Origin of the sequence: Variovorax flavidus, from assembly GCF_030317145.1 — a bacterium.
GTDB classification, from domain to species: domain Bacteria; phylum Pseudomonadota; class Gammaproteobacteria; order Burkholderiales; family Burkholderiaceae_C; genus Variovorax; species Variovorax flavidus.
The window spans coordinates 1-20,945 of record NZ_JASZYE010000002.1; the positions used below are offsets into that span (position 1 = coordinate 1).

The 20,945-nt window shown below is 63.7% G+C and carries 20 protein-coding genes; 11 read left to right on the forward strand and 9 right to left on the reverse strand.

Going from position 1 to position 20,945, the window contains the following annotated elements; translation table 11 throughout:
• Positions 1-228 precede the first annotated feature (228 nt).
• On the reverse strand, positions 229-1,389 hold the full coding sequence (locus QTH90_RS10655) for an IS30 family transposase (protein ID WP_286664525.1): 1,161 nt from the start codon (positions 1,387-1,389) through the stop codon (positions 229-231).
• Between the two features lie 332 nt (positions 1,390-1,721).
• A complete protein-coding gene (locus tag QTH90_RS10660; RefSeq protein WP_286664526.1) occupies positions 1,722-2,939 on the reverse strand; it encodes an MFS transporter in 1,218 nt (405 codons plus the stop codon).
• 93 nt (positions 2,940-3,032) lie between these two features.
• Here QTH90_RS10660 and QTH90_RS10665 point away from each other — a divergent pair, with 93 nt between their 5' ends.
• From QTH90_RS10665 to QTH90_RS10675, 3 genes are all read left to right on the forward strand, one after another.
• Positions 3,033-3,476 (forward strand): winged helix-turn-helix transcriptional regulator, encoded by a 444-nt coding sequence (locus QTH90_RS10665; protein WP_286664527.1) that lies wholly within the window; start codon positions 3,033-3,035, stop codon positions 3,474-3,476.
• A gap of 177 nt (positions 3,477-3,653) precedes the next feature.
• Positions 3,654-4,940 carry an ion channel protein gene (locus QTH90_RS10670; RefSeq protein WP_286664528.1) on the forward strand — a complete coding sequence of 429 codons (1,287 nt, stop codon included), beginning with the start codon at positions 3,654-3,656 and terminating at the stop codon, positions 4,938-4,940.
• A 135-nt stretch (positions 4,941-5,075) separates the two neighbouring features.
• Positions 5,076-6,617, forward strand: coding sequence for an arylsulfatase (locus QTH90_RS10675; protein WP_286664529.1), 1,542 nt, complete (start codon positions 5,076-5,078; stop codon positions 6,615-6,617).
• Between the two features lie 53 nt (positions 6,618-6,670).
• Here the strand turns inward: QTH90_RS10675 and QTH90_RS10680 are convergent, their stop codons facing one another.
• The 3 genes from QTH90_RS10680 to QTH90_RS10690 form a co-directional block, all read right to left on the reverse strand.
• Positions 6,671-6,955 carry a hypothetical protein gene (locus QTH90_RS10680; protein ID WP_286664530.1) on the reverse strand — a complete coding sequence of 95 codons (285 nt, stop codon included), beginning with the start codon at positions 6,953-6,955 and terminating at the stop codon, positions 6,671-6,673.
• 210 nt (positions 6,956-7,165) lie between these two features.
• Complete coding sequence (locus QTH90_RS10685; RefSeq protein ID WP_286664531.1) at positions 7,166-7,663, reverse strand: hypothetical protein; 498 nt, start codon at positions 7,661-7,663, stop codon at positions 7,166-7,168.
• A gap of 205 nt (positions 7,664-7,868) precedes the next feature.
• Positions 7,869-8,486 (reverse strand): LexA family protein, encoded by a 618-nt coding sequence (locus QTH90_RS10690; protein WP_286664532.1) that lies wholly within the window; start codon positions 8,484-8,486, stop codon positions 7,869-7,871.
• A 116-nt stretch (positions 8,487-8,602) separates the two neighbouring features.
• Between QTH90_RS10690 and QTH90_RS10695 the strand changes: the two genes are divergently transcribed.
• On the forward strand, positions 8,603-9,292 hold the full coding sequence (locus tag QTH90_RS10695) for a LexA family protein (RefSeq protein WP_286664533.1): 690 nt from the start codon (positions 8,603-8,605) through the stop codon (positions 9,290-9,292).
• A 12-nt stretch (positions 9,293-9,304) separates the two neighbouring features.
• Here QTH90_RS10695 and QTH90_RS10700 read toward each other — a convergent pair whose 3' ends face one another.
• Positions 9,305-10,021 carry a class I SAM-dependent methyltransferase gene (locus QTH90_RS10700; protein WP_286664534.1) on the reverse strand — a complete coding sequence of 239 codons (717 nt, stop codon included), beginning with the start codon at positions 10,019-10,021 and terminating at the stop codon, positions 9,305-9,307.
• A 164-nt stretch (positions 10,022-10,185) separates the two neighbouring features.
• On the opposite strand from QTH90_RS10700, the gene QTH90_RS10705 reads away from it, so the two are divergent.
• Positions 10,186-10,581: a tautomerase family protein gene (locus QTH90_RS10705; protein WP_286664535.1), complete on the forward strand. Its 396-nt coding sequence runs from the start codon at positions 10,186-10,188 to the stop codon at positions 10,579-10,581.
• A 58-nt stretch (positions 10,582-10,639) separates the two neighbouring features.
• On the opposite strand, the gene QTH90_RS10710 is transcribed toward QTH90_RS10705, so the two are convergent.
• Positions 10,640-12,385, reverse strand: coding sequence for an amidohydrolase family protein (locus QTH90_RS10710; protein ID WP_286664536.1), 1,746 nt, complete (start codon positions 12,383-12,385; stop codon positions 10,640-10,642).
• A 6-nt stretch (positions 12,386-12,391) separates the two neighbouring features.
• Between QTH90_RS10710 and QTH90_RS10715 the strand changes: the two genes are divergently transcribed.
• The 4 genes from QTH90_RS10715 (at position 12,392) to QTH90_RS10730 (ending at position 16,893) form a co-directional block, all read left to right on the forward strand.
• Entirely contained in the window at positions 12,392-13,828 is a 1,437-nt protein-coding gene (locus QTH90_RS10715; protein ID WP_444814721.1) for an alkaline phosphatase family protein, read from the forward strand.
• Between the two features lie 164 nt (positions 13,829-13,992).
• Entirely contained in the window at positions 13,993-16,173 is a 2,181-nt protein-coding gene (gene katG / locus QTH90_RS10720) for a catalase/peroxidase HPI (RefSeq protein WP_286664537.1), read from the forward strand.
• A 102-nt stretch (positions 16,174-16,275) separates the two neighbouring features.
• Positions 16,276-16,506 carry a hypothetical protein gene (locus QTH90_RS10725; protein WP_286664538.1) on the forward strand — a complete coding sequence of 77 codons (231 nt, stop codon included), beginning with the start codon at positions 16,276-16,278 and terminating at the stop codon, positions 16,504-16,506.
• A 45-nt stretch (positions 16,507-16,551) separates the two neighbouring features.
• Positions 16,552-16,893 carry a hypothetical protein gene (locus QTH90_RS10730; protein ID WP_286664539.1) on the forward strand — a complete coding sequence of 114 codons (342 nt, stop codon included), beginning with the start codon at positions 16,552-16,554 and terminating at the stop codon, positions 16,891-16,893.
• A 19-nt stretch (positions 16,894-16,912) separates the two neighbouring features.
• On the opposite strand, the gene QTH90_RS10735 is transcribed toward QTH90_RS10730, so the two are convergent.
• On the reverse strand, positions 16,913-18,037 hold the full coding sequence (locus QTH90_RS10735; protein WP_286664540.1) for a 3-deoxy-7-phosphoheptulonate synthase: 1,125 nt from the start codon (positions 18,035-18,037) through the stop codon (positions 16,913-16,915).
• 95 nt (positions 18,038-18,132) lie between these two features.
• On the opposite strand from QTH90_RS10735, the gene QTH90_RS10740 reads away from it, so the two are divergent.
• Positions 18,133-18,324 carry a hypothetical protein gene (locus QTH90_RS10740; protein ID WP_286664541.1) on the forward strand — a complete coding sequence of 64 codons (192 nt, stop codon included), beginning with the start codon at positions 18,133-18,135 and terminating at the stop codon, positions 18,322-18,324.
• 24 nt (positions 18,325-18,348) lie between these two features.
• Here QTH90_RS10740 and QTH90_RS10745 read toward each other — a convergent pair whose 3' ends face one another.
• On the reverse strand, positions 18,349-19,896 hold the full coding sequence (locus tag QTH90_RS10745) for a M20/M25/M40 family metallo-hydrolase (protein WP_286664542.1): 1,548 nt from the start codon (positions 19,894-19,896) through the stop codon (positions 18,349-18,351).
• Positions 19,897-20,021: 125 nt separating this feature from the next.
• Here QTH90_RS10745 and QTH90_RS10750 point away from each other — a divergent pair, with 125 nt between their 5' ends.
• Entirely contained in the window at positions 20,022-20,930 is a 909-nt protein-coding gene (locus tag QTH90_RS10750) for a hypothetical protein (RefSeq protein WP_286664543.1), read from the forward strand.
• Positions 20,931-20,945: the final 15 nt, after the last annotated feature.

The window sequence follows — 20,945 nt, forward strand, 5'->3', positions numbered from 1 at the left end:
GAGTGTGCGAAGCCGATGTGGACGCTGAAGGGCGACCAGACGAGCTGATTGCGGATGGCATTGTCGAAAGGAACCCGGGTCATGACGCCTGGACGGGGGGCGTCAAGTGGGTCTGCCGTGTTGATGCCACTGGCATTCGCCACAGGTCGGACGTGGCATAGCGAGCTGAACGCAAACGCCCGAGCGTCTGCTTCGGAGATGACCGAAGGACGGCTTCGGGCTGCGGATTCAACCGGTCGATGCAACACATTCGCTGAACATCTCAGCGGGTGTCTGGAAGCCGAGCGTCTTGCGCGGTCTCTCGTTCAATTGTCTCGCGATCGCGTTGAGTTGAAGCTGTGAGAACCCTGAGATGTCCATGCCCTTCGGCATGTACTGCCTGAGCAATCCGTTCGTGTTCTCGTTGCTGCCACGCTGCCATGGGTTCTGCGGATCGCAGAAGTACACCTGGATGTCGGTGGCCAACGTGAACTTCTTGTGAGCGTGCATCTCCGTGCCTCTGTCCCAGGTCAGTGACTTGTAGAGCTCCTGTGGCAGCTTGCGGGCGTTCTTGATGAGTGCGGTGACGACGGTCTGGGAGTCCTTGCCATCCAGCTTGACCAACATCACGTATCGCGTCTGGCGCTCAACGAGCGTGGCGATCTGGCTGTTGGCGCTTCCGAAGAGCAAGTCGCCTTCCCAGTGACCGGGAACTGCTCGATCTTCGACCGTGGCTGGCCGCTCGCTGATGGAGACCGCGTCGACGATTCTTCCGTGGACGTCTGTCTTCTGCGTGTACTGGCGTGAGCGGCGCATGCCCCGGGTGCGTCTGAGATGCTGCAACAGCTCCCTCTTCAAGGCCCCGCGGGCTTGAATGAACAGGCTGCGGTAGATGGTCTCGTGGGACACGTGAGAGGTCTCGTCGCTCGAATAAGTATGCTTGAGCCAACCGGCAATCTGCTCCGGAGACCATTGCAGCCGTAGCTTCTCCGTCACGATGCGGGCTAGCTCCCGGTTCTCAGCCAGCCTGCAGCGCTTGGGTCGAAGAGCCCGATCCCAGGCTGCCTGGTCGGCCTGCGCCGCCCGATAGCACCCTGAACCACCGTTGCGCCTGATCTCGCGGCTGATGGTGGATGGCGCTCGCCCGAGGATCAACGCGATCGAGCGAATCGAGAACCCAGTCGCCATGGCACGCGAGATCTCCTCGCGCTCGACCAGCGTCAGCGCCCTCGATGAACGAGTTCGCTCCGGTGGTCGAATGCCGCCCGTACGGGACAAGATCTTCTGTACGGACGTGTGTGTCCGATCAAACAGTTGAGCGATCTGATGCAGGGTCCACCCCTGCCGCCATCGCTCCCACATCAATGCCTTCTGGCTGTCTGTGTAGTAGGTTCGCGTCCGGTAGGCCATCTGCAACACTCCTTCTGCCAACGGCAGTCATCAGTGTGTTGCATCGACCGGTTGAATCCGCAGCCCGTTGCGGACGTAGCGGCTTCGCGAAAGCGGTCCTTCGAGGCGACCGACGGCTATGGGCCCTAGCCCGCCCCTCGCCAGCGCCCGTCGTACGACAGCAATGCGCGCAGAAGCCGACCTTCGCGTTGCTGTGCGCGCTGCCCGTCACAGCCAGTGGCGACCCCAAGGGCAGACTCGTGTCCCTCCCGCTTCCCATTGCGCTTCAAGCCGCAACCTGGAGGCGTTAGGCAAGCGTCTCCGGCGAAGCATGGCTCAAGAGCCACAGCGCTTCACGACCGCACGCATTCCGCACTCGCACGAGGATGCGGCAAAGTCGCGGTCCAGACGACGAGTGCAACCGCACTCACGGAGGCTCCCAGAATGCACACTCCAGACCAGCCGGCGTGCGCGTACACGGCGGTCGATGCAATCGCGCCCGCCCCGCTGCCCACGGCGTAGAACAACATGTAGCACCCGATCAGGCGACCATGCGATTCGGCCGGCCTTCGGAGAATCATCGCCTGGTTGGTGACGTGCAGGGCCTGGCAGCCTACGTCGAGCAGCAAGATGCCGGCAGCCAGCCACCACAGGGAGGACTGCGTGAAGCCGAGGGGTATCCATGCCAGAAGCAGCAGCACGAGTGCAGCCGCGCTGGTGTGCTGGCCCCAACCCTGGTCGGCCCACCGTCCTGCTCGCCCGGCGAAGAACGCACCGACGGCGCCAAGCAAACCGAACGCGCCAACAGCTGAATGCGACAGTGACAGGGGTGGCGCCGTCAGCGGCAACGCGAGAGCACTCCAGAAGATGCTGAAGACAGCGAACATCAGCAAGGCCAGGGTGCCGCGAGTTCTGAGCACCCGGTCCGTCAGCAACAGGCCCAACGTCGACCGTACGAGCTGGATGTAGGGGAGACGCGAGGCTGTAGCCGGCTGTGCGGGCAACTGCCTCCAGATCAGCGCACCGAGTGCAGCCATCACGGCCGCGGAACCGACGTACACACCGCGCCAGCCGACCCAATCCGCAACGAGGCCCGACCAGACTCTTGCGAGCAACAGTCCGACGACCACTCCCGCTTGCGCGGCCCCGACAACGCGCCCGCGTTCACGGGGGGCAGCGGTGCTCGCCGCATACGCAATCATCCCTTGCGTCATCGCAGTACCGAGAAGGCCGACAGCGAGCATGCCTGCCATCAAGGCGATGGTGCTGCGAGCCATGGCTACGCTGCCAAGAGCGAGGACAAGGCCCATCAGCTGAAGGCGGGCGAGTCGCCGGCGGTCGTACTGGTCGCCCAAAGGAACGAGCAGCAACAAGGCGAGCACCGACCCGGCCTGGGTGGCCGTCACCACACCTCCGATGGCGGCTGGTGCGACGCCGAAGTCCACCGCGAGGCTATCGAGCAATGGCTGTGCGAAGTACACATTCGCGACGCTGGCGCCGCTGGTGCAGGCAAAGAGCGCGACCAGCTTCCGCGGCATGGCCGAGGAACTGGTTGGAGAGAGTGTGGGCATGATTTTCTGGTTTCAATTTAAAACCAGAACGAGTTTAGTCTCTCGGTTTTAAAATGCAACCAGAAGGCGGCCTGTTGCTGCCCGGAGATGCTGATGGCAGAACGAAAGCGGATGAACACGGCCAGATGTCCCGTAGCGCGGGCGCTGGACGTCATCGGCGACCGATGGTCGCTGCTGATCGTGCGAGATGCGTTCGACGGGGTCAGTCGGTTCAGCGACTTTCAAGCGAGCCTGGGCGTCGCTCGCAACATCCTGGCCAGCAGACTCAAGGCGCTGGTGGAAGAAGGCGTGCTGGAGTCCCGGCCGGCCTCCGACGGCACGGCGTACCACCAATACGTTCTGACGCCCAAGGGGCAAGCGCTCTTCCCTGTCATCGTTGGTCTGAGGCAATGGGGTGAAGGCAACCTCTTCCGCCGCGGCGAGCGCCACTCACGGCTTGTCGAAAAAGAGAGCGGCAAGCCGGTCGCACGCCTGGAGGTCTCTGGTGTCGCGGGACGCGCTCTGGCGTTCGGCGATGTCGTTGTGGTCGAGAAGTAGCGGCTCCGCGCCCGCCAAGGCCCTTCGCTGCACCAAGGTGCAATACCGCCGAACCTCTTGCTGAAGGATGATGGAGCGACTTTGCGCAACCGATCACGGTAGTTGGTTGTGAAAAGCGAAACGAAGTTGTAGCCGCGAAAGCGTGCGGTCCGACGACGACTGGACAAGGAGATGCTCATGGCGGCGCACGAAAGTCCCTTCGACATCACGACAAAGCGAGAACGCTCGATGCTGACGGTAGGCCTCCCTGCCATCGTCGTCGGCATTGGCGCAGCAATCATCCTTGTTGTCGTCGTGGCAGCCGCGAGTCTGCTTCAGAAGTTCCTGTGGCAGACCTTGCCGCCAAGCTTTGGCGCTACCGCGACGACGTGGTGGTGGGTACTGGGCATGCTCACCTTGACGGGGCTCGTCGTCGGATTGATCGTGCGCTTCTTTCCGGGGCATGCCGGCCCCGACCCTGCCACCATCGAACTGTTCGGCAAACCTACGCCGTTGTTCGTGCTGCCCGGCCTGGTGCTTGCATTGATCATTGCGCTGGCGGGCGGCGTCAGCCTCGGCCCCGAGAACCCGATCATTGCCACCATCGTGGGCATCGTCGTCGCCATCGGCACCAAGCTCATGCCGCGCGTACAGACCACGGGCTGGGTCATGCTGGCCGCAGCCGGGACGATCGGCGCGATGTTCGGCACGCCGGTCGCGGCAGCACTGCTCTTTTCCGAGATGGTCGTCACTGGCGACAAGGACAAGCCGGTGTGGGACCAGTTGTTCGGACCCTTGGTGGCGGCGGGCGCGGGTGGACTGACGATGTCGCAGTTCGAGGAGTTGAGCTTCGCATTGCCGATTCAGCCGTACACGCAGCCGACGCTCGCCGACATTGGTATCGGCGTTCTGGTCGCGATGGCGGCCGTGGCGATCGGCATGGTGGCGGTCTGGCTTTTCCCGATCTTCCACAGGCTCTTCAAGTCCATGCGAAGCGTGATCCTCGCCATGACCGCGGGCGGTTTCCTGCTCGGCCTGCTGGGAATCGTCGGCGGCCCCATCACCATGTTCAAGGGACTGGGCGAGATGAAGGAACTGACAAGCACCGCCGGCGACTATTCCGTCTCCGCGATGGCGATGATCGTCGTGATCAAGCTGCTGGCCATCCTGATCTCGGGCACCTGCGGATTTCGCGGTGGGCGCATATTCCCGATGGTGTTCGTCGGCGTGGCTTTTGGGCTTTTGGTCCATCAGGTCTTCCCGTCGGTGCCGGGCGCGCTCACCGTCGCGTGTTCGGTCCTCGGCTTCACGCTGGTCGTCACTCGCGACGGCTGGCTGAGCCTGTTCATGGGTGTGGTGATGATCCCTGGCACGGACCTGTTGCCGCTTCTCTGTGTGGCGATCTTGCCCATCTGGCTGTTACTGGCCGGGCGCCCGCTCATGCTGGTCGAACCCGATGCGGCGACGCCGCCAAAGGCCGGCTGAGGCAGATTGCAAGCGCCTCTCCCCGGCCGTTGTACGGCCTCCGCTTCATGACCGCTCGGGCGGCAAACGGCAACGCAGGCGGCCGCAAATGCCTGTTTCGTACCACCGTCTCTATCGAAAAAGGAGTGTCACCACATGGCTACCGGAAATGCTTCAAAAACAAGGGCGTCCAAAGCGGCTTCTGACAAGCCGAACATTCTTGTGATCTTCGGTGACGACATCGGTATTCCGCAGATCAGCGCGTACACGCGCGGCTTGATGGGCTATCAAACGCCCAACATCGATCGCATCGCCAACGAGGGCGCCCTTTGCACGGACTCGTATGGCCAGCAGAGCTGCACGGCGGGCCGTGCGTCTTTCATCCTTGGACAGGAACCCTTTCGCACTGGCCTGCTGACCATCGGCATGCCGGGCGACCCCCATGGCATCACCGACTGGATGCCGACCATCGCCGACGTGATGAAGACACAGGGCTATGCGACCGGTCAGTTCGGCAAGAACCATCTCGGGGATCAGGACCAGCATCTCCCTACCAACCACGGCTTCGACGAATTCTTCGGCAACCTGTATCACCTCAACGCCGAAGAAGAGCCCGAGGGCTACTTCTATCCGAAGGACCCGGAGTTCAAGAAGAGATTCGGGCCGCGAGGCGTGATCCGCTCGGTCGCAGGCGGAAAAATCGAAGATACGGGCCCGCTCAACACCGCACGCATGCCGACCGTCGACGAGGAGTTTCTCGGTGCAGCCAAGGACTTCATCACCAAGAGCGCCAAGGCCGAACAGCCATTTTTCGTCTGGTTCAACACGACTCGCATGCACGTCTTCACGCACTTGAAGAAGGAGTCTCTCGGCAAGACCGGCAAGGGCATGCACGCCGACGGCATGGTCGAGCACGATGGTCATGTCGGCCAGCTCCTCGATCTGCTCGATGACCTGGGGCTCGACGACAACACCATCGTGGTCTACACCACTGACAACGGCGCCGAGCTCGCCTTGTGGCCGGATGGCGCGATGACCATGTTCCGAGGCGAAAAGGGATCGACCTGGGAGGGTGGGCTTCGCATTCCCATGCTGATACGTTGGCCCGGCACGATCAAGCCAGGCACGGTTTACAACGACCCGATCTCGCTGATCGACATGTTCCCCACCTTGTGCGCCGCGGCCGGCGTCCCCGACGTCAAGGAGCAGTTGGCGAAGGGCATGACGCTGGGCAAGAAGAAATTCAAGGTGCACCTGGACGGCTACAACTTCCTGCCGTACTTCCAGGGCAAGGAGAAGGAAGCGCCACGCCAGTCTGTCTTCTATTTCGATCAGGCCGGCAACCTCAACGCACTGCGGTATCGCGACTGGAAGGTCAGCTTCGCGACGCAGCACGGAAACATCGCGACCGGGGTGCGTTCGGTCTCGGCGTGGGCCATGATCACGAACCTGCGCATGGACCCTTACGAGCGTGGCATCGAGGATGGAGGCGGCGCGCTCGACTTCATCGCCCGCCAGATGTGGTTGCTGGTGCCCATTCAGGCCGAGGTGAAGCGATTCTTCTCGGACTTCGCCGACTACCCCTACCAAGCCGGCAGTTCATTGAACGCCGGCGGCATCAACTACGGACTGTTGAAGCAGGAAGACGCGCTCAAACGGCTGAAGGAAGTCGAACTGCTGCAGCATCCAGGGAGTTGAGCGCGGGTCGCTCCGGCGGCTGTCGGCCCCGCGCTTCCGCTCGGGCGGCCAACTCAACGCGATTCGCCAGCCAGTCTCGACCGTCGAGAGGGATTGGCTCGGCGGTAGGTTGCCCACTTCACGGTCAGGATGTCAGCCGCGATCTTGGCCGCGTTGACCCCTGCATAGGATTCGGCCGGATCGAACTGGAAGCCCTCGTGGTATCGGACGACCTCGGCATAGTCTTTGTCGAAGGTCATCGGACCCATGAGTTCCATGGGATCGACTCCAGCCGGGATTGCCAGAAACTTGTTCGGATTCGTGGCGCTTTGGTAAAGGTCGACGCTCATCAGGTTCATATCAGCTGCCCCTCGCCGTGTGGTCAATGGTGAGGTGAACCGCGACGGTTCGAACTCACGGCCGAAGCCCGTGGCCGGGTGGCCCTTGGGTTCCGCGGATGATCTGTCGCGCCGGCAGACCGTGCAATCAGCGTGCGCCTACAACGTGCAGGCCGCCGCCTTCTTGCCGATCGCCGGCGCGAAGGGCCGGTTCTCGTGCCGTACGGTCAGCTAGTCCACGAAGTTCACCAACAGGGGCGAGACCGCGCGCATGAATGCGATCTCGCATGGCTTCATTTCGCAGCGATCCATGGCGAAGTGAGACAGCACCCCGCACGCGGGCCCGTCCATTGGCATCAGCACCAGCCCGCAGTACGAGATGATCGGGCTGATGTGTGCCTCGAGGCGACCGTCCTGGCTGCAATCCGACGAGACAAACTCGCCGTTTGCAAGCGTGAGGTTCCCCAATTCGTTCAGGAGCAAGGCGCTTTGCAGATAGGCGCGGTTCTCGCCGAAACGATCAAAAACGCAAACAGGTATCAAAGCTCCGACGTGAAACCTGTGCAGTGCCGTGTAACGGAACCCCGTCCGGTCATTCAGAAGTTCCAGCGCTGAGTCCAGGCCATGCTGAAGGCGGGTCTTGAACGTCAGTAGCTGATCTTCAAAGGGAATGTCGATCATCGGATGGTGGCGCCCGAAACGGCCCTCGCACGCATAGCTGATCGGCATGGACGAACAGCTGTCCATGATGCGAACCGCGTTTGGGGATGGGTGCGCGGCGCAACTGCGAATACGAAGCTTGGGCCATGACCTCTCAGCCGTCGTGGATCCACGTCTTGAAATCCCGGTTTCGGTCGCCGCTTCAAGGGGGGGGGCTAGAAAATATAGCACCGCATATTCAATCTATCCACCGCCCCGGCGGCGTCAAGGGTACTTAGCGAAACCGCTTGCTGAACTCGCGCACGACGCCCACGACCCTCGCACCATCCAGCGGCTTGATCGGGTAGCGCGAATTGAGAGGCTTCAGATACAGGTCGCCGCCGTCCCTGACGAGCTGCTTGAAGGTGGTGGCTCCGTCGCCGCTCAGCGCGATGACGTAGTCGCCCGGCACGGCGGTCAATTCGGGCTCGACGACGATGATCGAGCCCGGCGGAAACGAATCGCCCGCTTCACTCACCATGCTGTCGCCCTGGACTGCGAGCGCGTAGGTATGGCGCTTGACGGGTACCGACACCGGCACCGTGTCGAATTTGCCCTTCGGCTTGAAATTGTCGATGACGGTGTAGTCGCCTGCCTCGACATCTGACACCAGCGGCACTTCAGTGCGCATGGCAATTCCCTGGCCGATGTTCGAGCCGCCCGACACCAACTCGGCCACGGAAATCCCCAGCAACTCTGCAACGCGATGCTGGTTGCTTCTTTTGGGCGCCGTACCGCCTGGCTTTTCCCATTGTTGGACCGCTCCTCGACTGACTCCTACAGCGTCAGCGAATTGCTGTTCGCTCATTCCAAGGTTCCGGCGCCCTTCCCGGATCAGTCGATGGCTGCTCATGGCCGAAGACTACTGGTGGCGTTGGATAGAAGTTTATTCCACGATAGGCTTTCTTGCGGGGGTAGGACGACGTCGCCAATGACGGATGGAAGAGTGCACAGCCATCACAATCCACCATGGCTTCCCCCTCGGACCAAGAGCAAGTCTGCCCCGTCTGCTTTTCGGCCTTCCGCACGCCAGCCTTCGATCGGAAAAACGTTCGCGAGCTGATCACCGAAGGTCGCCGGAAGCTTGCCATGAGTGTCGGCACCTTCGCCCGGGCGGCAGGCGTGACGCGGGCCGCCGTGCAGCAATGGGAACGGCCCGACGGAACGGCCCCCAATCGCAGCCACCGCCCGACGGTCGCACGGCTGCTCGGCATGTCGATCGACGAATTGCTCTCAGGAGGACCTCGACCCTCGGGCAAATGGCGTCGTCGCGGCGTGCGGGTTCTTTCGGCGGTGGAGGCCGGCGGCTTTGCCAGCATCGACAACTTCGGCCCTCACAGCGAATTGGAAACCGTGTCCGTCACCGTTGACGTCCAGCGGCATACCTTTGCGCTGCGGGTTCACGGCGAAAGCATGCGAGGCAAGGGCGCAAATTCGTTTCCGCCGGGCACCGTCGTCGTGATCGAGCCAGACATGAAAGCCCGGCATGGCGATTTCGTGATCGTCCAGAACCGTGCGAAGCAGGCGACGTTCAAGCAACTCGTATTGATCGACGAAGTGTCGTGCCTGAAGCCGCTGAACAAGCGGTTCAAGACCCGGCCGCTGGGCGACGGCGTCGTCATTGGCGTCGTGCGGGAAGCCATCTGGCACCTTCGATAGACGGCCCAACCTCTAGACGGAACTGGTGCTCTTGAAGGCAATCCACGCGCTCCAGAAGAGACTGGAGAAGAAGCGCAGCGGATTGTCGAAGCCAGCCGCAGCGAGCTTCGCCTCCACTTCAGCCTCGGAGGCCGGAGGGACGGCACCCAGGCGAATCTTGGCAAGCTTTGCAGCGACCTCTTCCTCGCTCGCGCCAGCCATGCGCCAGCGGCACGCCCACGCCTCCAGAAACAAGGGCTGCGATTCATAGACGCACCGATTGCACGCGATGACAAGCGGTGCGCCCGGATGGAGACGCTCGGCCAGTTCGCGCAGAAGCGTGTCCTTTCCTTCATCGCTGGGAATGTGGTGCAGGACTCCGATGAGTGTTGTGGCATCGAACTTGCGCGTCACGGGGAGCGATTCGATGGCCCCGTTGAACCGCTCGACGCGATTGGAAAGCCCTGCGCCCTCCACGCGTTCCATCGCCTGGTCGAGCATCGGGACGGACGGGTCCGCCGCAACGAATGTCCACCGGGGTTCCAGCCTGCCCATGACGAGCATCTCCTGGCCAGTGCCTCCTGCGCCGGCGACCAGTACGTCCTTTGCCTCGGACCCGAGCGAAGCGGACAGCAGGCATGAGGAGAGTTCGTGGCAGGCGTCGTAGCCGGCGAGCGCAATACGGCTTTGCGTCTCGTACTCTGCGGCTCGCGAATGGTCGAATTTGGCGATGGGGTTTGCTGAAGTCATAGGCAGGCATTCTGTCGAGCGCATGCGAACGGCAAAAGCATCGTTTGGAGAACGGGCTCATCTGGGACTGAGAAGGGCCAATGCCGGATGGGCATCGTGCCCTTTCGCATCCGGCAGCATCCGGCCAGAATCGGACTCTCCAGCCTTCGTCGAATCGAGTTCCTATGCCATACCTGCAGTTGGACGTGACCCGCAGCTATTCCGAAAGCGACAAGAAGCAGCTGGCCGCGGCGATGAGCGAGACGTACGCGCAGATGATGTCCGTGGACATCCGGCGAATCAGCGTCGCCATCCGTGAGCTGGGCGCGGGCGGGGTCTGGCGGATACCGGAAGTGGGGGACGAGCCGACCCCCGTCTCGATGCTCATGCTGGACATCCGCAGAGGACGCCCTGCCGAGCTGCGGATGGAACTGGCAAAGGCGCTCTGCCAGCACTGCGTGGACATACTCCACCTGCAGGAGAACCGACTCAATGTCGAGTTCACCCAGCATGACGGGGACGAGATGTACCACCCCGCGCTTGGCGGCTACAGCCCGGACTGGAAGCCCGGCGAGGCGTGAAGGCCGCGGGAAGCGCCTGCGAGGCAAACGCCGCTGATGCGGCTCTGCCGACCGAACATCAAGGCGCAGGCGTACCGAGCGTCGAAGCAAAGCAAGCGGCGGCATTGCCCCCGAAAAGATCCTGCGGGGAGACTGCCATGCCCTTCGTCGCTTCCGCGATGTCGAAGGGGTACGACCACCAGTCACGCTCCTGGACGAGCATGTGCCAGTCGCTGCCGTACATCACGCGTTTGGCGACATTGGGCATTTGAAGGACGGCGCGCAATTTGCCCTGCGCGACCGCGCACCCCTGGCCGTTCGAGCAAGATAGCTTGTCCCAATAGCCGAGGTCAGCGTAGAAGCCCGAGCCTTCGGGTATCCCCATCAGCTTCGCGAAGCGCTGGGTCCAGCCGTTCTGGTCGGTGTCGCCGCCGAAATGGCCGACGTTGGCCCTCGGTGGCTGGGCGTTGCCATTTCGCATGAGGATGGCCTCCCAACCTTCGGGTCCCGCCAATTTGTTGTGTGCATCGTCGGAACCCATCGATGCGCCTCCGTGCGCCATCACGGGGATGTTGTTGGCGATGCACTGGTCCCAGAAATTCCCAAGGACATCATTGAGTTGCTGTGCCGAGGGCCGGCGGGCACCGCGGGGCAAGTCGGCCGGCAGATTGCCGAATGGGCGAAAGCCGTTGGGCGGATAGATCTTCACGCCGACGAAGCCATGCTTGACGGCTTCGACGACACGCCTTGTGGCCCCACCCTGCTCCTCGATGTCCCTCCAGGGGTTGTAGCCAACGAGGGGGCGCATATAGCCGCCCGATAGCTGAGACAACAGGAGGTGCAGCCTGATCTGGTCATCCTGGCCGGAACGTGGGACCGGCTCCAGCCATTTTTCGAAGTCGACCAGCGCACCGAAGGCGTGGTCCATCCCGAAGGCACCTGGCGCCGAGCTGTAAGCCTCGCCAAACTCGCGCACGTTCATCCACCTGGGTGACAACATGCAGCCGACAAACGCCAGGACTCCCTCGGGGTAGGGTTCCTTGGCGAGCATGGCCCGGACTTCATCCGGCAGAGCGCGCGGTCGCTTTCCCAATGCCATGGCGTTGGCGACAGATGAAGGATTCAGGTTTTCATTGAGTTCGAGGAAAGAACGGTCGGAAGGGCGTGCCCGGCGTCGCGTCTCGACGATGCTGTTGTATTCCTTCTCGAACGGCTGATTTCGAACGATGCCGTAGAAGAGCGAAGAGATTCTTTGTTGCTCCGCAAGGACTGTGCTTTCGAGCACATCCGGTCTGCTCCTTGCGTCAAGAAGGCCCGGCTGCGCGGACATTCGTGTCAGGCTCTCGAACTCCTCGCTCGCGGTCGGCGGAATCTCTGCGAGCGCTTGGGCGACAGGGCCCAGCAGGCGTATGAGCCTTCCGATGATTCCGCCTTTTTCATGCGCGACGGGCCCTTCCAGGAACCCGCGCACCGGAACGTCGGTGGCATTGAAGAAGTGCGCGTGGACGTCGATGCAACTTTTCGGGGCTGCCGATGATTTGCGGACGGCCGGCTTCAGCCACTCAGGCCGACTCGGCAACTGCGGGGTTGCGCAGCCTGCCATCCAGCCAAGAGAGCTCCCCGTGAGGAGTTGCGTGAATTGCCTGCGGCTGATGGCAGCAAGGCTGTCGCCATTCTCGATAGAGGGCATCGTGCGGCGTCCGGTCGAAGGGCATCGGACCATAGCTGGACGTGCATCGCCAGTCGTCCCCTGATTTGAGGACTGAAAGAAAAGAGCGCAGGCAGCGAGTCCTCCACAAAAAGTTCGATGCGCCCGGCGGGCCACCGCCCTATGGTCCGGCGTGCCCTAAAACTCTTCAGGAAAACCATGTCTCTTTCCAAGATCGAGCACATCGTTGTCGTCATGATGGAGAACCGTTCACTCGACAACATGTTGGGGTGGCTCTACCCCGCCGGCCAAAGCGGGCCTTTGGCGGTGCTGCCACGGGACAGTTCCCCCACCTTCAATGGCCTCGACCCCGGCATGTCGAATCCGTCGCCCAAACCACCGCCCGCGACGATTCCGGTCACCACGTCGGCTTCAAGTTCCACGACGCCGGACCCGGATCCCCAGGAGACTTTCGACAACGTGACCTTCCAGATCTACGGCGCAGATGGGCCCGACGCGGTCGCCGAGCCCTTTGTGCCCATGGGTGGCTTCGCCATCAACTACGCGACGGTGCAAGGAGCCAATCCGGCGCAGATCATGGAAGCGCACAGCACGGCGCAATTGCAGGTTCTCTCGAAACTGGCCAAGCACTATGCCGTGTCGGATGCATGGTTTGCGTCGGTGCCCAGCCAGACTTGGCCGAATCGCGCCTTCGCCCATGCGGGAACGTCCAACGGCAACGTGAACAACGGAACGGTGCCGGACCCGCTCTGCTGGAATGTTCCGACCATCTTCAATGTCCTGAAGTCGATGGGTGCGACCTGGGGCGTCTACAGCGATGCGCTGATTGCGCCGTCGCTCACCAGAATCATGTTCCCGAAGCTGTGGGATCCCTGGCTGGACGGCCACTTCCATGGTCTTCAGGCGTTCGTGGATGCTTGCGCCAGCAATACGCTGCCCCAGTATTCATTCATCGAGCCGCGCTTCGTCCTCGATCCCAATGACCAGCACCCGCCGCATGACGTCAACGCAGGGGAAGCCCTCCTCTACGAGATCTGGACCGCGGTGAGCACGTCTCCCGGATGGGGGCAAACGCTGCTTGTGATCACCTACGACGAGCACGGCGGTTGCTACGACCATGTGTTGCCGCCGACGAATGCCACACCGCCGGACGCGAAGGGCACGGAGGTCTTCGCGTTCGATCGCTTCGGTGTGCGCGTGCCAACGGTCGTGATTTCTCCGCTGATTGCCAAGGGGACGGTCTTCCGGTCCGATCGAACCGCGCCCTACGACCACACCTCGATCCTCGCAACGCTGCGCGACTGGCTCGGGATCAGCGATCAGGACATGCTCACCAGCGCGCGGATCGCCCACGCCCCCACGCTTGCCCAGCTCATCACGCTCGACGTCGCGCGAACCGATCTGCCGGATATCGCGCCCGTTTCGGCACCGCTTTCGCTCACACCGATGGGCGCGGAGCCGAACGATCTTCAGCTGAGCCTGGTCGCGGGTTCGGCGCGGCGATTCGGCCAGGATCCTGCAGCTGAAGTTGCACGGATCAGCACCAGGCAGCATGTGGTGGACTACTTCAAGCGCCGCCCGTCGCTCATCCATTCGTGAAGCGCGCAACATCAAGTTACAGCATTCGCCCTGTCTGCCACGATCGCGACACAGAGGCCCGTCAACGTGGGAATGCACTATGGCCGTCATAGACAAAGCATTTGCGCCATCCGTCCGTGCAGCACCAGAATGCAAAGTTCCCAATCAACGAACTGGAGACCCCGATGACCCAGAACCCTGAAGCCAAGTGCCCCGTCCACCATGCGGTGGGCCGCGGCACCGTCAACCAACACTGGTGGCCTAACCAGTTGCGAGTCGACCTGCTTCATCAGCATTCCTCCAAGTCCGATCCAATGGGCAAGGACTTCGACTACGCGAAGGAGTTCAAGAGCCTCGACTACGAGTCGCTGAAGAAGGATCTGAGTGCGCTGATGACGGACTCGCAGGCCTGGTGGCCGGCGGACTTCGGCCACTACGGGCCTCTGTTCATCCGCATGGCCTGGCACAGCGCCGGTACCTATCGCACCGGCGATGGACGTGGCGGCGGCGGTCGGGGCCAGCAGCGCTTCGCGCCGCTCAACAGCTGGCCCGACAACGTCAACCTCGACAAGGCGCGGCGCCTGTTGTGGCCGATCAAGCAGAAGTACGGCCGCAAGATCTCGTGGGCCGACCTGATGATCCTGACTGGCAACGTGGCCCTGGAGTCCATGGGCTTCAAGACCTTCGGTTTCGCCGGCGGCCGCCCCGACACCTGGGAGCCCGACCAGGACGTCTACTGGGGCAACGAGACCACCTGGCTCGAAGACAAGAGGTACACCGGCGACCGCGACCTGGAGAACCCGCTCGCTGCGGTGCAGATGGGTCTGATCTACGTCAACCCCGAAGGTCCGAACGGCAACGGCGACCCGGTCTCGGCGGCTCGCGACATCCGCGAGACTTTCGCGCGCATGGCCATGAACGACGAGGAGACCGTCGCCCTCATCGCCGGCGGTCACACCTTTGGCAAGACCCACGGCGCCGGTCCGGCCGAGCTCGTCGGCTCAGCGCCTGAAGCGAATGACCTGGAAGAAATGGGCATGGGCTGGAAGAGCACCCATGCCAGCGGCATCGCTGGCGACGCGATCGGCAGCGGCCTGGAAGTCACCTGGACCCAGCAGCCGACGAAGTGGACCAACCTCTTCTTCGAGAACCTGTTCAAGTTCGAATGGGAGCCGGTCAAGAGCCCGGCTGGCGCTGGGCAGTGGCAAGCCAAGGGCGCGCAGCCGGACATTCCGGATGCGCACGACAAGTCGAAGAAGCGCCTGCCGACCATGCTGACCACCGACCTCTCGCTGCGCTTCGACCCGGCCTACGAAAAGATCTCCCGGCGTTTCCTGGAGAACCCCGACCAGTTCGCCGACGCGTTCTCGCGCGCGTGGTTCAAGCTGACGCATCGCGACATGGGTCCGCGCTCGCGCTACCTCGGCCCGGAAGTGCCGACGGAAGAGTTGCTCTGGCAGGACCCGATCCCGAAGGTCGATCATCCCCTGATCGACGACAAGGACGCCGCGGCTCTCAAGGCCAAGGTCCTGGCATCGGGCCTCTCGGTCAGCGACCTCGCGCTGACGGCCTGGGCGTCGGCTGCGACCTACCGCGGCTCCGACATGCGCGGCGGCACCAACGGCGGCCGCGTCCGCCTGGCGCCTCAGAAGGACTGGGAAGTCAACGAGCCGGCCAAGCTGGCCAAGGCCCTCCAGACGCTGGAAGGCATCCAGGGTGAGTTCAACAAGGCGCAATCCGGCGGCAAGAAGATCTCGATGGCCGACCTGATCGTGCTGGCCGGCTGCGCAGCCGTCGAGCAGGGCGCGAAGAACGCCGGTCACAACGTGACGGTGCCATTCACCCCTGGCCGCATGGATGCGTCGCAGGAGCAGACCGACGTGGAAGCCATGAAGGTGCTCGAACCCGTGGCGGACGGCTTCCGCAACTACCTGAAGAAGGACTATGCGGTTCCCGCGGACGCGCTGCTGGTCGACAAGGCCCAGCTGCTGACGCTGACAGCGCCCGAGATGACGGTGCTGGTGGGCGGCATGCGCGCGCTGGGCGCGAATGTCGGCGCCACCAAGCACGGCATCTTCAGCCAGAAGGAGCATTCGCTGACCAACGAGTTCTTCGTTCGCCTGCTCGACCTGAACACGACCTGGAAGCCCGTGCCCGGCGAGAACAATGTGTACGAGGGCGTTGACCGCACGACGGGCGAGCGCAAGGGCAGTGCGACGCGCGTGGACCTGGCCATCGGCTCCAACTCGGTGCTGCGTGCCGTGGCCGAGGTCTACGGCAGTTCGGACGCGCAGGAGAAGTTCGTGAAGGACTTCGTCGCCGCTTGGACCAAGGTGATGAACCTTGGCCGGTTCGACCTGGCCTAGACAGGCCTCGTGGTAGCCGGGGAGGCCATCGAACGATGGCCTCCTCCCTGTTCGCAAATTGACGCGCTACGCCTATGCAGCCAAGCGCGCAGGAGACAAACGATGACGGCCAGCTATGTAGAAATACAAGGCGCCCAGGCGGATATCGACCTCTGGGACGGGTTGATCACGGATCAGAACGCCCTCATCGGCGTCATGATGCAGAAGATGTCCCAAGTCGGATGCATGGATGCCGCGTGGTTCGACGAGCGAATCACGGAGGCGGAAAGTATCGAAAATCGCCTGGTCGTCGGACTCGACCGCGCCCAGCGCCGATTGCGGACATTGCTCTAGACATCTCGGCTCAGCGGCGTCCGCAACGGGGTAACCTCAGCCCCGATGACCTCGCCACCGGCCCACACACCGTCGATCTGGAAACGCTTCTGGTCGCCCACCAGCCTGCTGGAGCAGGTGCCGGCAGATGCTTCGCCCGCGCAGGCCGAGGCGATCCGGCACCGGAACAACGTCTGGCTCAAGACGTACATGGACATGTACATCCTTCGTTGGGGCGCTCTCTGGGCCGCGACGATGGTGCTGGCAGTGCTTGCGGCGGACGATGATGTGCCGGGGCTGCTGTTCACGGCAGCGCTTGCCGCCGCGATCGGCGCATTCGCGGGCCTGGCCGCCATGATCTTGACCTATCGACGGGCTGCCAAGGCAACCGGGCCGTCGCGCCCCTGAGGCTCGAGCCGATCTCACCTCACCCGGATCGGCTCTTCCGCCGGCGGCTCACCGCACTCGCCAGATCATCCAGCACGGGCACTGTCTGCGCGAAGCTGATGCACGCATCCGTGATCGAGACGCCGTGCCTGGGCGGCACGCCCGGCGTCAGGTCTTGCCGGCCTTCCTCCAGATGGCTTTCGATCATGACGCCGGTGATCCGCGAGTCGTCCGCGGCGATCTGCTCCGCCACGTCGTGCGCCACGGCGATCTGCCGCTGGTGCTGCTTGCTGCTGTTGCCGTGCGAGACGTCGATCATGACCTGCTCGGCCAGCCCATTGGCACGCAGCGCCGCGCAGCTCGCAGCCACGTCGGCAGCCGAATAGTTCGGCGCTTTTCCGCCGCGAAGGATCACGTGGCAGTCGTCGTTGCCGCGGGTCTCGAAGATCGCGGCCATTCCCATCTTGGTCATGCCCATGAACGCGTGCGGAGCCCGCGCGGCAAGGATGGCGTCGGCAGCCACCTTGATGCTCCCGTCGGTCCCGTTCTTGAAGCCCACCGGGCAGCTGAGCCCCGAGGCGAGCTGGCGATGGCTCTGGCTCTCGGTGGTGCGGGCGCCGATGGCGCCCCAGGCGATCAGGTCGGCGATGAACTGGGGACTCAGCAGGTCGAGAAACTCGGTGCCGGTGGGGAGCCCCAGCAGCGTCAGCTCCAGCAGCAGGCGCCGGGCGCGTTCGAGGCCTTCGTTGATCGCGAAGCTGCCGTCGAGGTGCGGATCGTTGATGTAGCCCTTCCAGCCCACCGTCGTGCGCGGCTTCTCGAAATAGGTGCGCATGACGATCAGGAGGTCGTCTTCCAGATCGTCGGCCACCTTCTTCAGCCGGTGGGCGTATTCGATGGCCTGGTCGTGGTCGTGGATCGAGCAAGGTCCGACCACGACGATCAGCCGGTCGTCACGACCATGCAGGATGTTGGCGATCGCCGCGCGGCTTTGCTCGACCAGCGCGAGCGTGGTGTCCAGCACCGGCACCCTCTCCTGCAGGAGCGCCGGCGTCATCAGCGGACGAACCGCGCCGATGCGGACGTCGTCGATGCGCGTGGTGTCGATCGTGCTGTCGCGGGAACCGATCTCGGCGTCGTGGAGGGGGTCGTCGAGCTTGGGCATGTGGTGCTTGTCGGTGGAGGGGGCTGCATTTTCCTTCACCGAAAGCACCATTCCCCGCTTGTATCGAATTGTTCCCGGGTAAAATGTGCCCCCCTATGTCCGACACTCAACTCACCCAGGATGGCCTGCGCTACCTCAAGAAGGCGCCAGGCTCCATCATCACCACGCCACGCGCCGAATCCATGATGTCGTGCTTCAAGTGCGGCAAGTTCGTACTTCGCACGGCGATGACTTCGAAGCGCTTCCTCGGCAAGAACCACCTCGTCTGCGCGCCGAAGTGTGGCTAGTGGCGCGTCCCCGCCGGGACGGCTTCAGGGCCCCGTGAACGGATGCGTGATCAGGCTGTAAATGGTCCGCACGCCATCGACGTAGTTGCCCATGCGCATGTTCTCGTTGCTCGCATGCTGGTTGTTGTCGGCATTGACCAGCGGCACGATCGCAAAGGGAACCTGCAGCGCCCCGACGATCTCCGCGGTGGGCACGGTGCCGCCCATCATGCGGATGCGCACCGGTTCCGGCTTGGCACCGAAGGTGTCGACCATCGCCGTGTAGGCCCACTTGCCGACGGCTGAATCCATCGGCGTGCCGGCCGCATCGCCGCCTTCGGTCTGCATGGCGAAGCTGGCGAGTTTTTCGTAGCGGCTGCGGTCGTCGTCGGTGGGCGTGCCCTTGACGAGGTGGTAGCCCTGCTTCTGGATATGCGCCTCGACCAGCTTGCCGAGGTAGGCCGCATTCGAATCCGGCGTGGTGCGCAGGTCGAGTTCTGCCACCGCCTGGTCGGGAACGATGTTCGCGGCCTTGTCGCCCACCGCCGCCGACGACATGCCACGGACGTTGAGCGACGGGTACTGCATGGCTTCCTGGTAGTTGGCGCCGACCTGGTCCGTCCGCGCAATGCCGAGGCGTCTCTTCAGCGCCGCTTCGTCGTCCGGTACGGCGGCCATGATCTTGCGCTCCGCGTCGCCGAGCTTCACGTGGTCGTAGTAGCCCGGGACCGAGACGCGACCGGTGTCGTCCTTCATCGACGCGAGCAGCGTGGCGAGGCGCTGCGCCGGGTTCGGCGAGTAGTTGCCGTAGTGGCCGCTGTGCAGCGACACCTTGGCGCCGTACACGGTGATCCGGGCCATCGCCGCGCCGCGGTTGCCGAAGATCAGCGTGGGCCGGTTGGTCGCATGCATGGGGCCGTCGTGGATCACGATCGCGTCGCTGCGCAACAGGTCGCGGTGCGCGAGCATGACCTTGCCGATGGAGGGCGAGCCTTTTTCTTCCTCGCTGTCGAGCACGACCTTGACGTTCACGCCCAGCTTGTCGCCGCTTGCCTTCAGGGCGTCGATGGCGGCCAGGAACATCATGATCGGCGCCTTGTCGTCGGCCGAGGAGCGTCCGAACACGCGCCATTCGGGATCGAGCGGGCCGCTGAAGAGCTGCGCCGAGTCGATCTCTTCCCAATCGCCCTTGGCCGTCTTGCGCTTGAGCACGGGCACCCAGGGGCTCTTCTGTGCCCACTGCTCAGGGATGACCGGCTGGCCGTCCAGGTGCATGTAGAAGAGCACGGTCTTGCGCTTCGGGTCGCTGCCCGGCAGCTCCGCAAAGAGCATGGGCTTGCCTTCGTTGGCCAGCTGCGTCGTGGTGAAGCCGCGCTTGCGGAAGGCCGCTTCGAGCCACTCGACGTTCTTGCGGATGTCGGCCGGCACGATGGCGTCGTTGGGCAGCGCCAGGAGTTCGAAGTAGTCGCGGAATGTGGCCTGTGCGTATTGGGTGGCTGTGGCCGGCGCGAGTTCGGCGGCATGCAGGGAGGGGCACGTGGCGCCGACGAACAGCGACGCGACGAACGAGAGGTGGCGGATCGAGCGATTCATGGCCGAAGAAGATAGCACGCGCTCCCGCGCGCACGCCGAGGGCGCGGCACCGCGCGGCGGACGTGGGTTGGTTCGCCAGGCGCGTTGTTTCACAATCGCAAGCCCAGGAGAAACGGAGTGCCTCCATGAACGCCCCCTCCGACAGCACAGCCCTTGCACTGCTGAACGAGCGCCGCGACCTGCTGCATCGCATGTGGGCGCTCACGGCGATCGGCATAACCTCCGGAAGCGCAACGCTGACGGCCTGCGGCGGAGGCTCCGGCGGGACGGCGGCAGTGGCGGTTCCTGCCCCAGGTCCCGCTGCCGGGCCTGCGCCTGCCGCGGTTCCACCACCGCCACCGGCGCCGCCATCTCCGTCTTCACCACCGCCCGCTCCCGCTCCCGCGTCGTCGGCTCCGGCCCTCGGCGCCCACGCGCTCAACTTCAACCGCGACGGCGTGACGTCCTCGTCGCTGTCGACACCCGCCATGTCCACACGCGCGACCGGCAGCACCCTGTTGGCCTGCGTCGGGCGGGGTTTGCTTGCCGCCCCGGCGCCGACGGACAACGTGGGCAATGCCTTCGTCCAGCTTGGCGCGCCGCACATCTACACCCTCTGGCCAAGCTCGGGGACGAGCCTGCATGCCTGTGAGAAGGCCCGGGGCATGGCCGGCCACGTGGTCACCGTCGCGAAGCCCAAGGTCACCGACGAGACGACGCTGAGCGTTGTCGAGATCGCCAATGGCGGCTCCGTGCGCGATGTGCAGTGGCGCGAGGTGCTGTCGGGCCAGCCCTTGACCAGCGCCAGTGTCACCACCATCGGCCCTGCGCTGCTGGTGGCATGGTGGTGGGGCGATGCGGGCGTCGACCAGGACAAGACGGCCGTGCCCGACAACGGCTTCTCGGTGATCGACTCGGTGCTGGCTTCCGGTGCATTGGTGCAAGGCGCGGTTGCCGTGAAGCAGGTGAGCGTGGCCGGCACCTACAACGTGACCTGGGCCTCGACGCCGCAGCAGGGCGCGCAGCTCTGGCTCGTTGCCGTGCAGGCGGGCTGATTTCTCCTTCGGGTT

Bases quoted from the DNA above. Each gene is read 5' to 3' on its own strand.
- QTH90_RS10685 (WP_286664531.1), bottom strand. From the start codon at position 7,663: ATGCCGATCAGCTATGCGTGCGAGGGCCGTTTCGGGCGCCACCATCCG.
- QTH90_RS10670 (WP_286664528.1), top strand. From the start codon at position 3,654: ATGGCGGCGCACGAAAGTCCCTTCGACATCACGACAAAGCGAGAACGC.
- QTH90_RS10705 (WP_286664535.1), top strand. From the start codon at position 10,186: ATGCCATACCTGCAGTTGGACGTGACCCGCAGCTATTCCGAAAGCGAC.
- QTH90_RS10750 (WP_286664543.1), top strand. From the start codon at position 20,022: ATGAACGCCCCCTCCGACAGCACAGCCCTTGCACTGCTGAACGAGCGC.
- QTH90_RS10700 (WP_286664534.1), bottom strand. From the start codon at position 10,021: ATGACTTCAGCAAACCCCATCGCCAAATTCGACCATTCGCGAGCCGCA.
- QTH90_RS10690 (WP_286664532.1), bottom strand. From the start codon at position 8,486: ATGAGCAGCCATCGACTGATCCGGGAAGGGCGCCGGAACCTTGGAATG.
- QTH90_RS10695 (WP_286664533.1), top strand. From the start codon at position 8,603: ATGGCTTCCCCCTCGGACCAAGAGCAAGTCTGCCCCGTCTGCTTTTCG.
- katG (WP_286664537.1), top strand. From the start codon at position 13,993: ATGACCCAGAACCCTGAAGCCAAGTGCCCCGTCCACCATGCGGTGGGC.
- QTH90_RS10675 (WP_286664529.1), top strand. From the start codon at position 5,076: ATGGCTACCGGAAATGCTTCAAAAACAAGGGCGTCCAAAGCGGCTTCT.
- QTH90_RS10655 (WP_286664525.1), bottom strand. From the start codon at position 1,389: ATGGCCTACCGGACGCGAACCTACTACACAGACAGCCAGAAGGCATTG.
- QTH90_RS10660 (WP_286664526.1), bottom strand. From the start codon at position 2,939: ATGCCCACACTCTCTCCAACCAGTTCCTCGGCCATGCCGCGGAAGCTG.
- QTH90_RS10735 (WP_286664540.1), bottom strand. From the start codon at position 18,037: ATGCCCAAGCTCGACGACCCCCTCCACGACGCCGAGATCGGTTCCCGC.
- QTH90_RS10665 (WP_286664527.1), top strand. From the start codon at position 3,033: ATGGCAGAACGAAAGCGGATGAACACGGCCAGATGTCCCGTAGCGCGG.
- QTH90_RS10740 (WP_286664541.1), top strand. From the start codon at position 18,133: ATGTCCGACACTCAACTCACCCAGGATGGCCTGCGCTACCTCAAGAAG.
- QTH90_RS10715 (WP_444814721.1), top strand. From the start codon at position 12,392: ATGGTCCGGCGTGCCCTAAAACTCTTCAGGAAAACCATGTCTCTTTCC.
- QTH90_RS10725 (WP_286664538.1), top strand. From the start codon at position 16,276: ATGACGGCCAGCTATGTAGAAATACAAGGCGCCCAGGCGGATATCGAC.
- QTH90_RS10730 (WP_286664539.1), top strand. From the start codon at position 16,552: ATGACCTCGCCACCGGCCCACACACCGTCGATCTGGAAACGCTTCTGG.
- QTH90_RS10680 (WP_286664530.1), bottom strand. From the start codon at position 6,955: ATGAACCTGATGAGCGTCGACCTTTACCAAAGCGCCACGAATCCGAAC.
- QTH90_RS10745 (WP_286664542.1), bottom strand. From the start codon at position 19,896: ATGAATCGCTCGATCCGCCACCTCTCGTTCGTCGCGTCGCTGTTCGTC.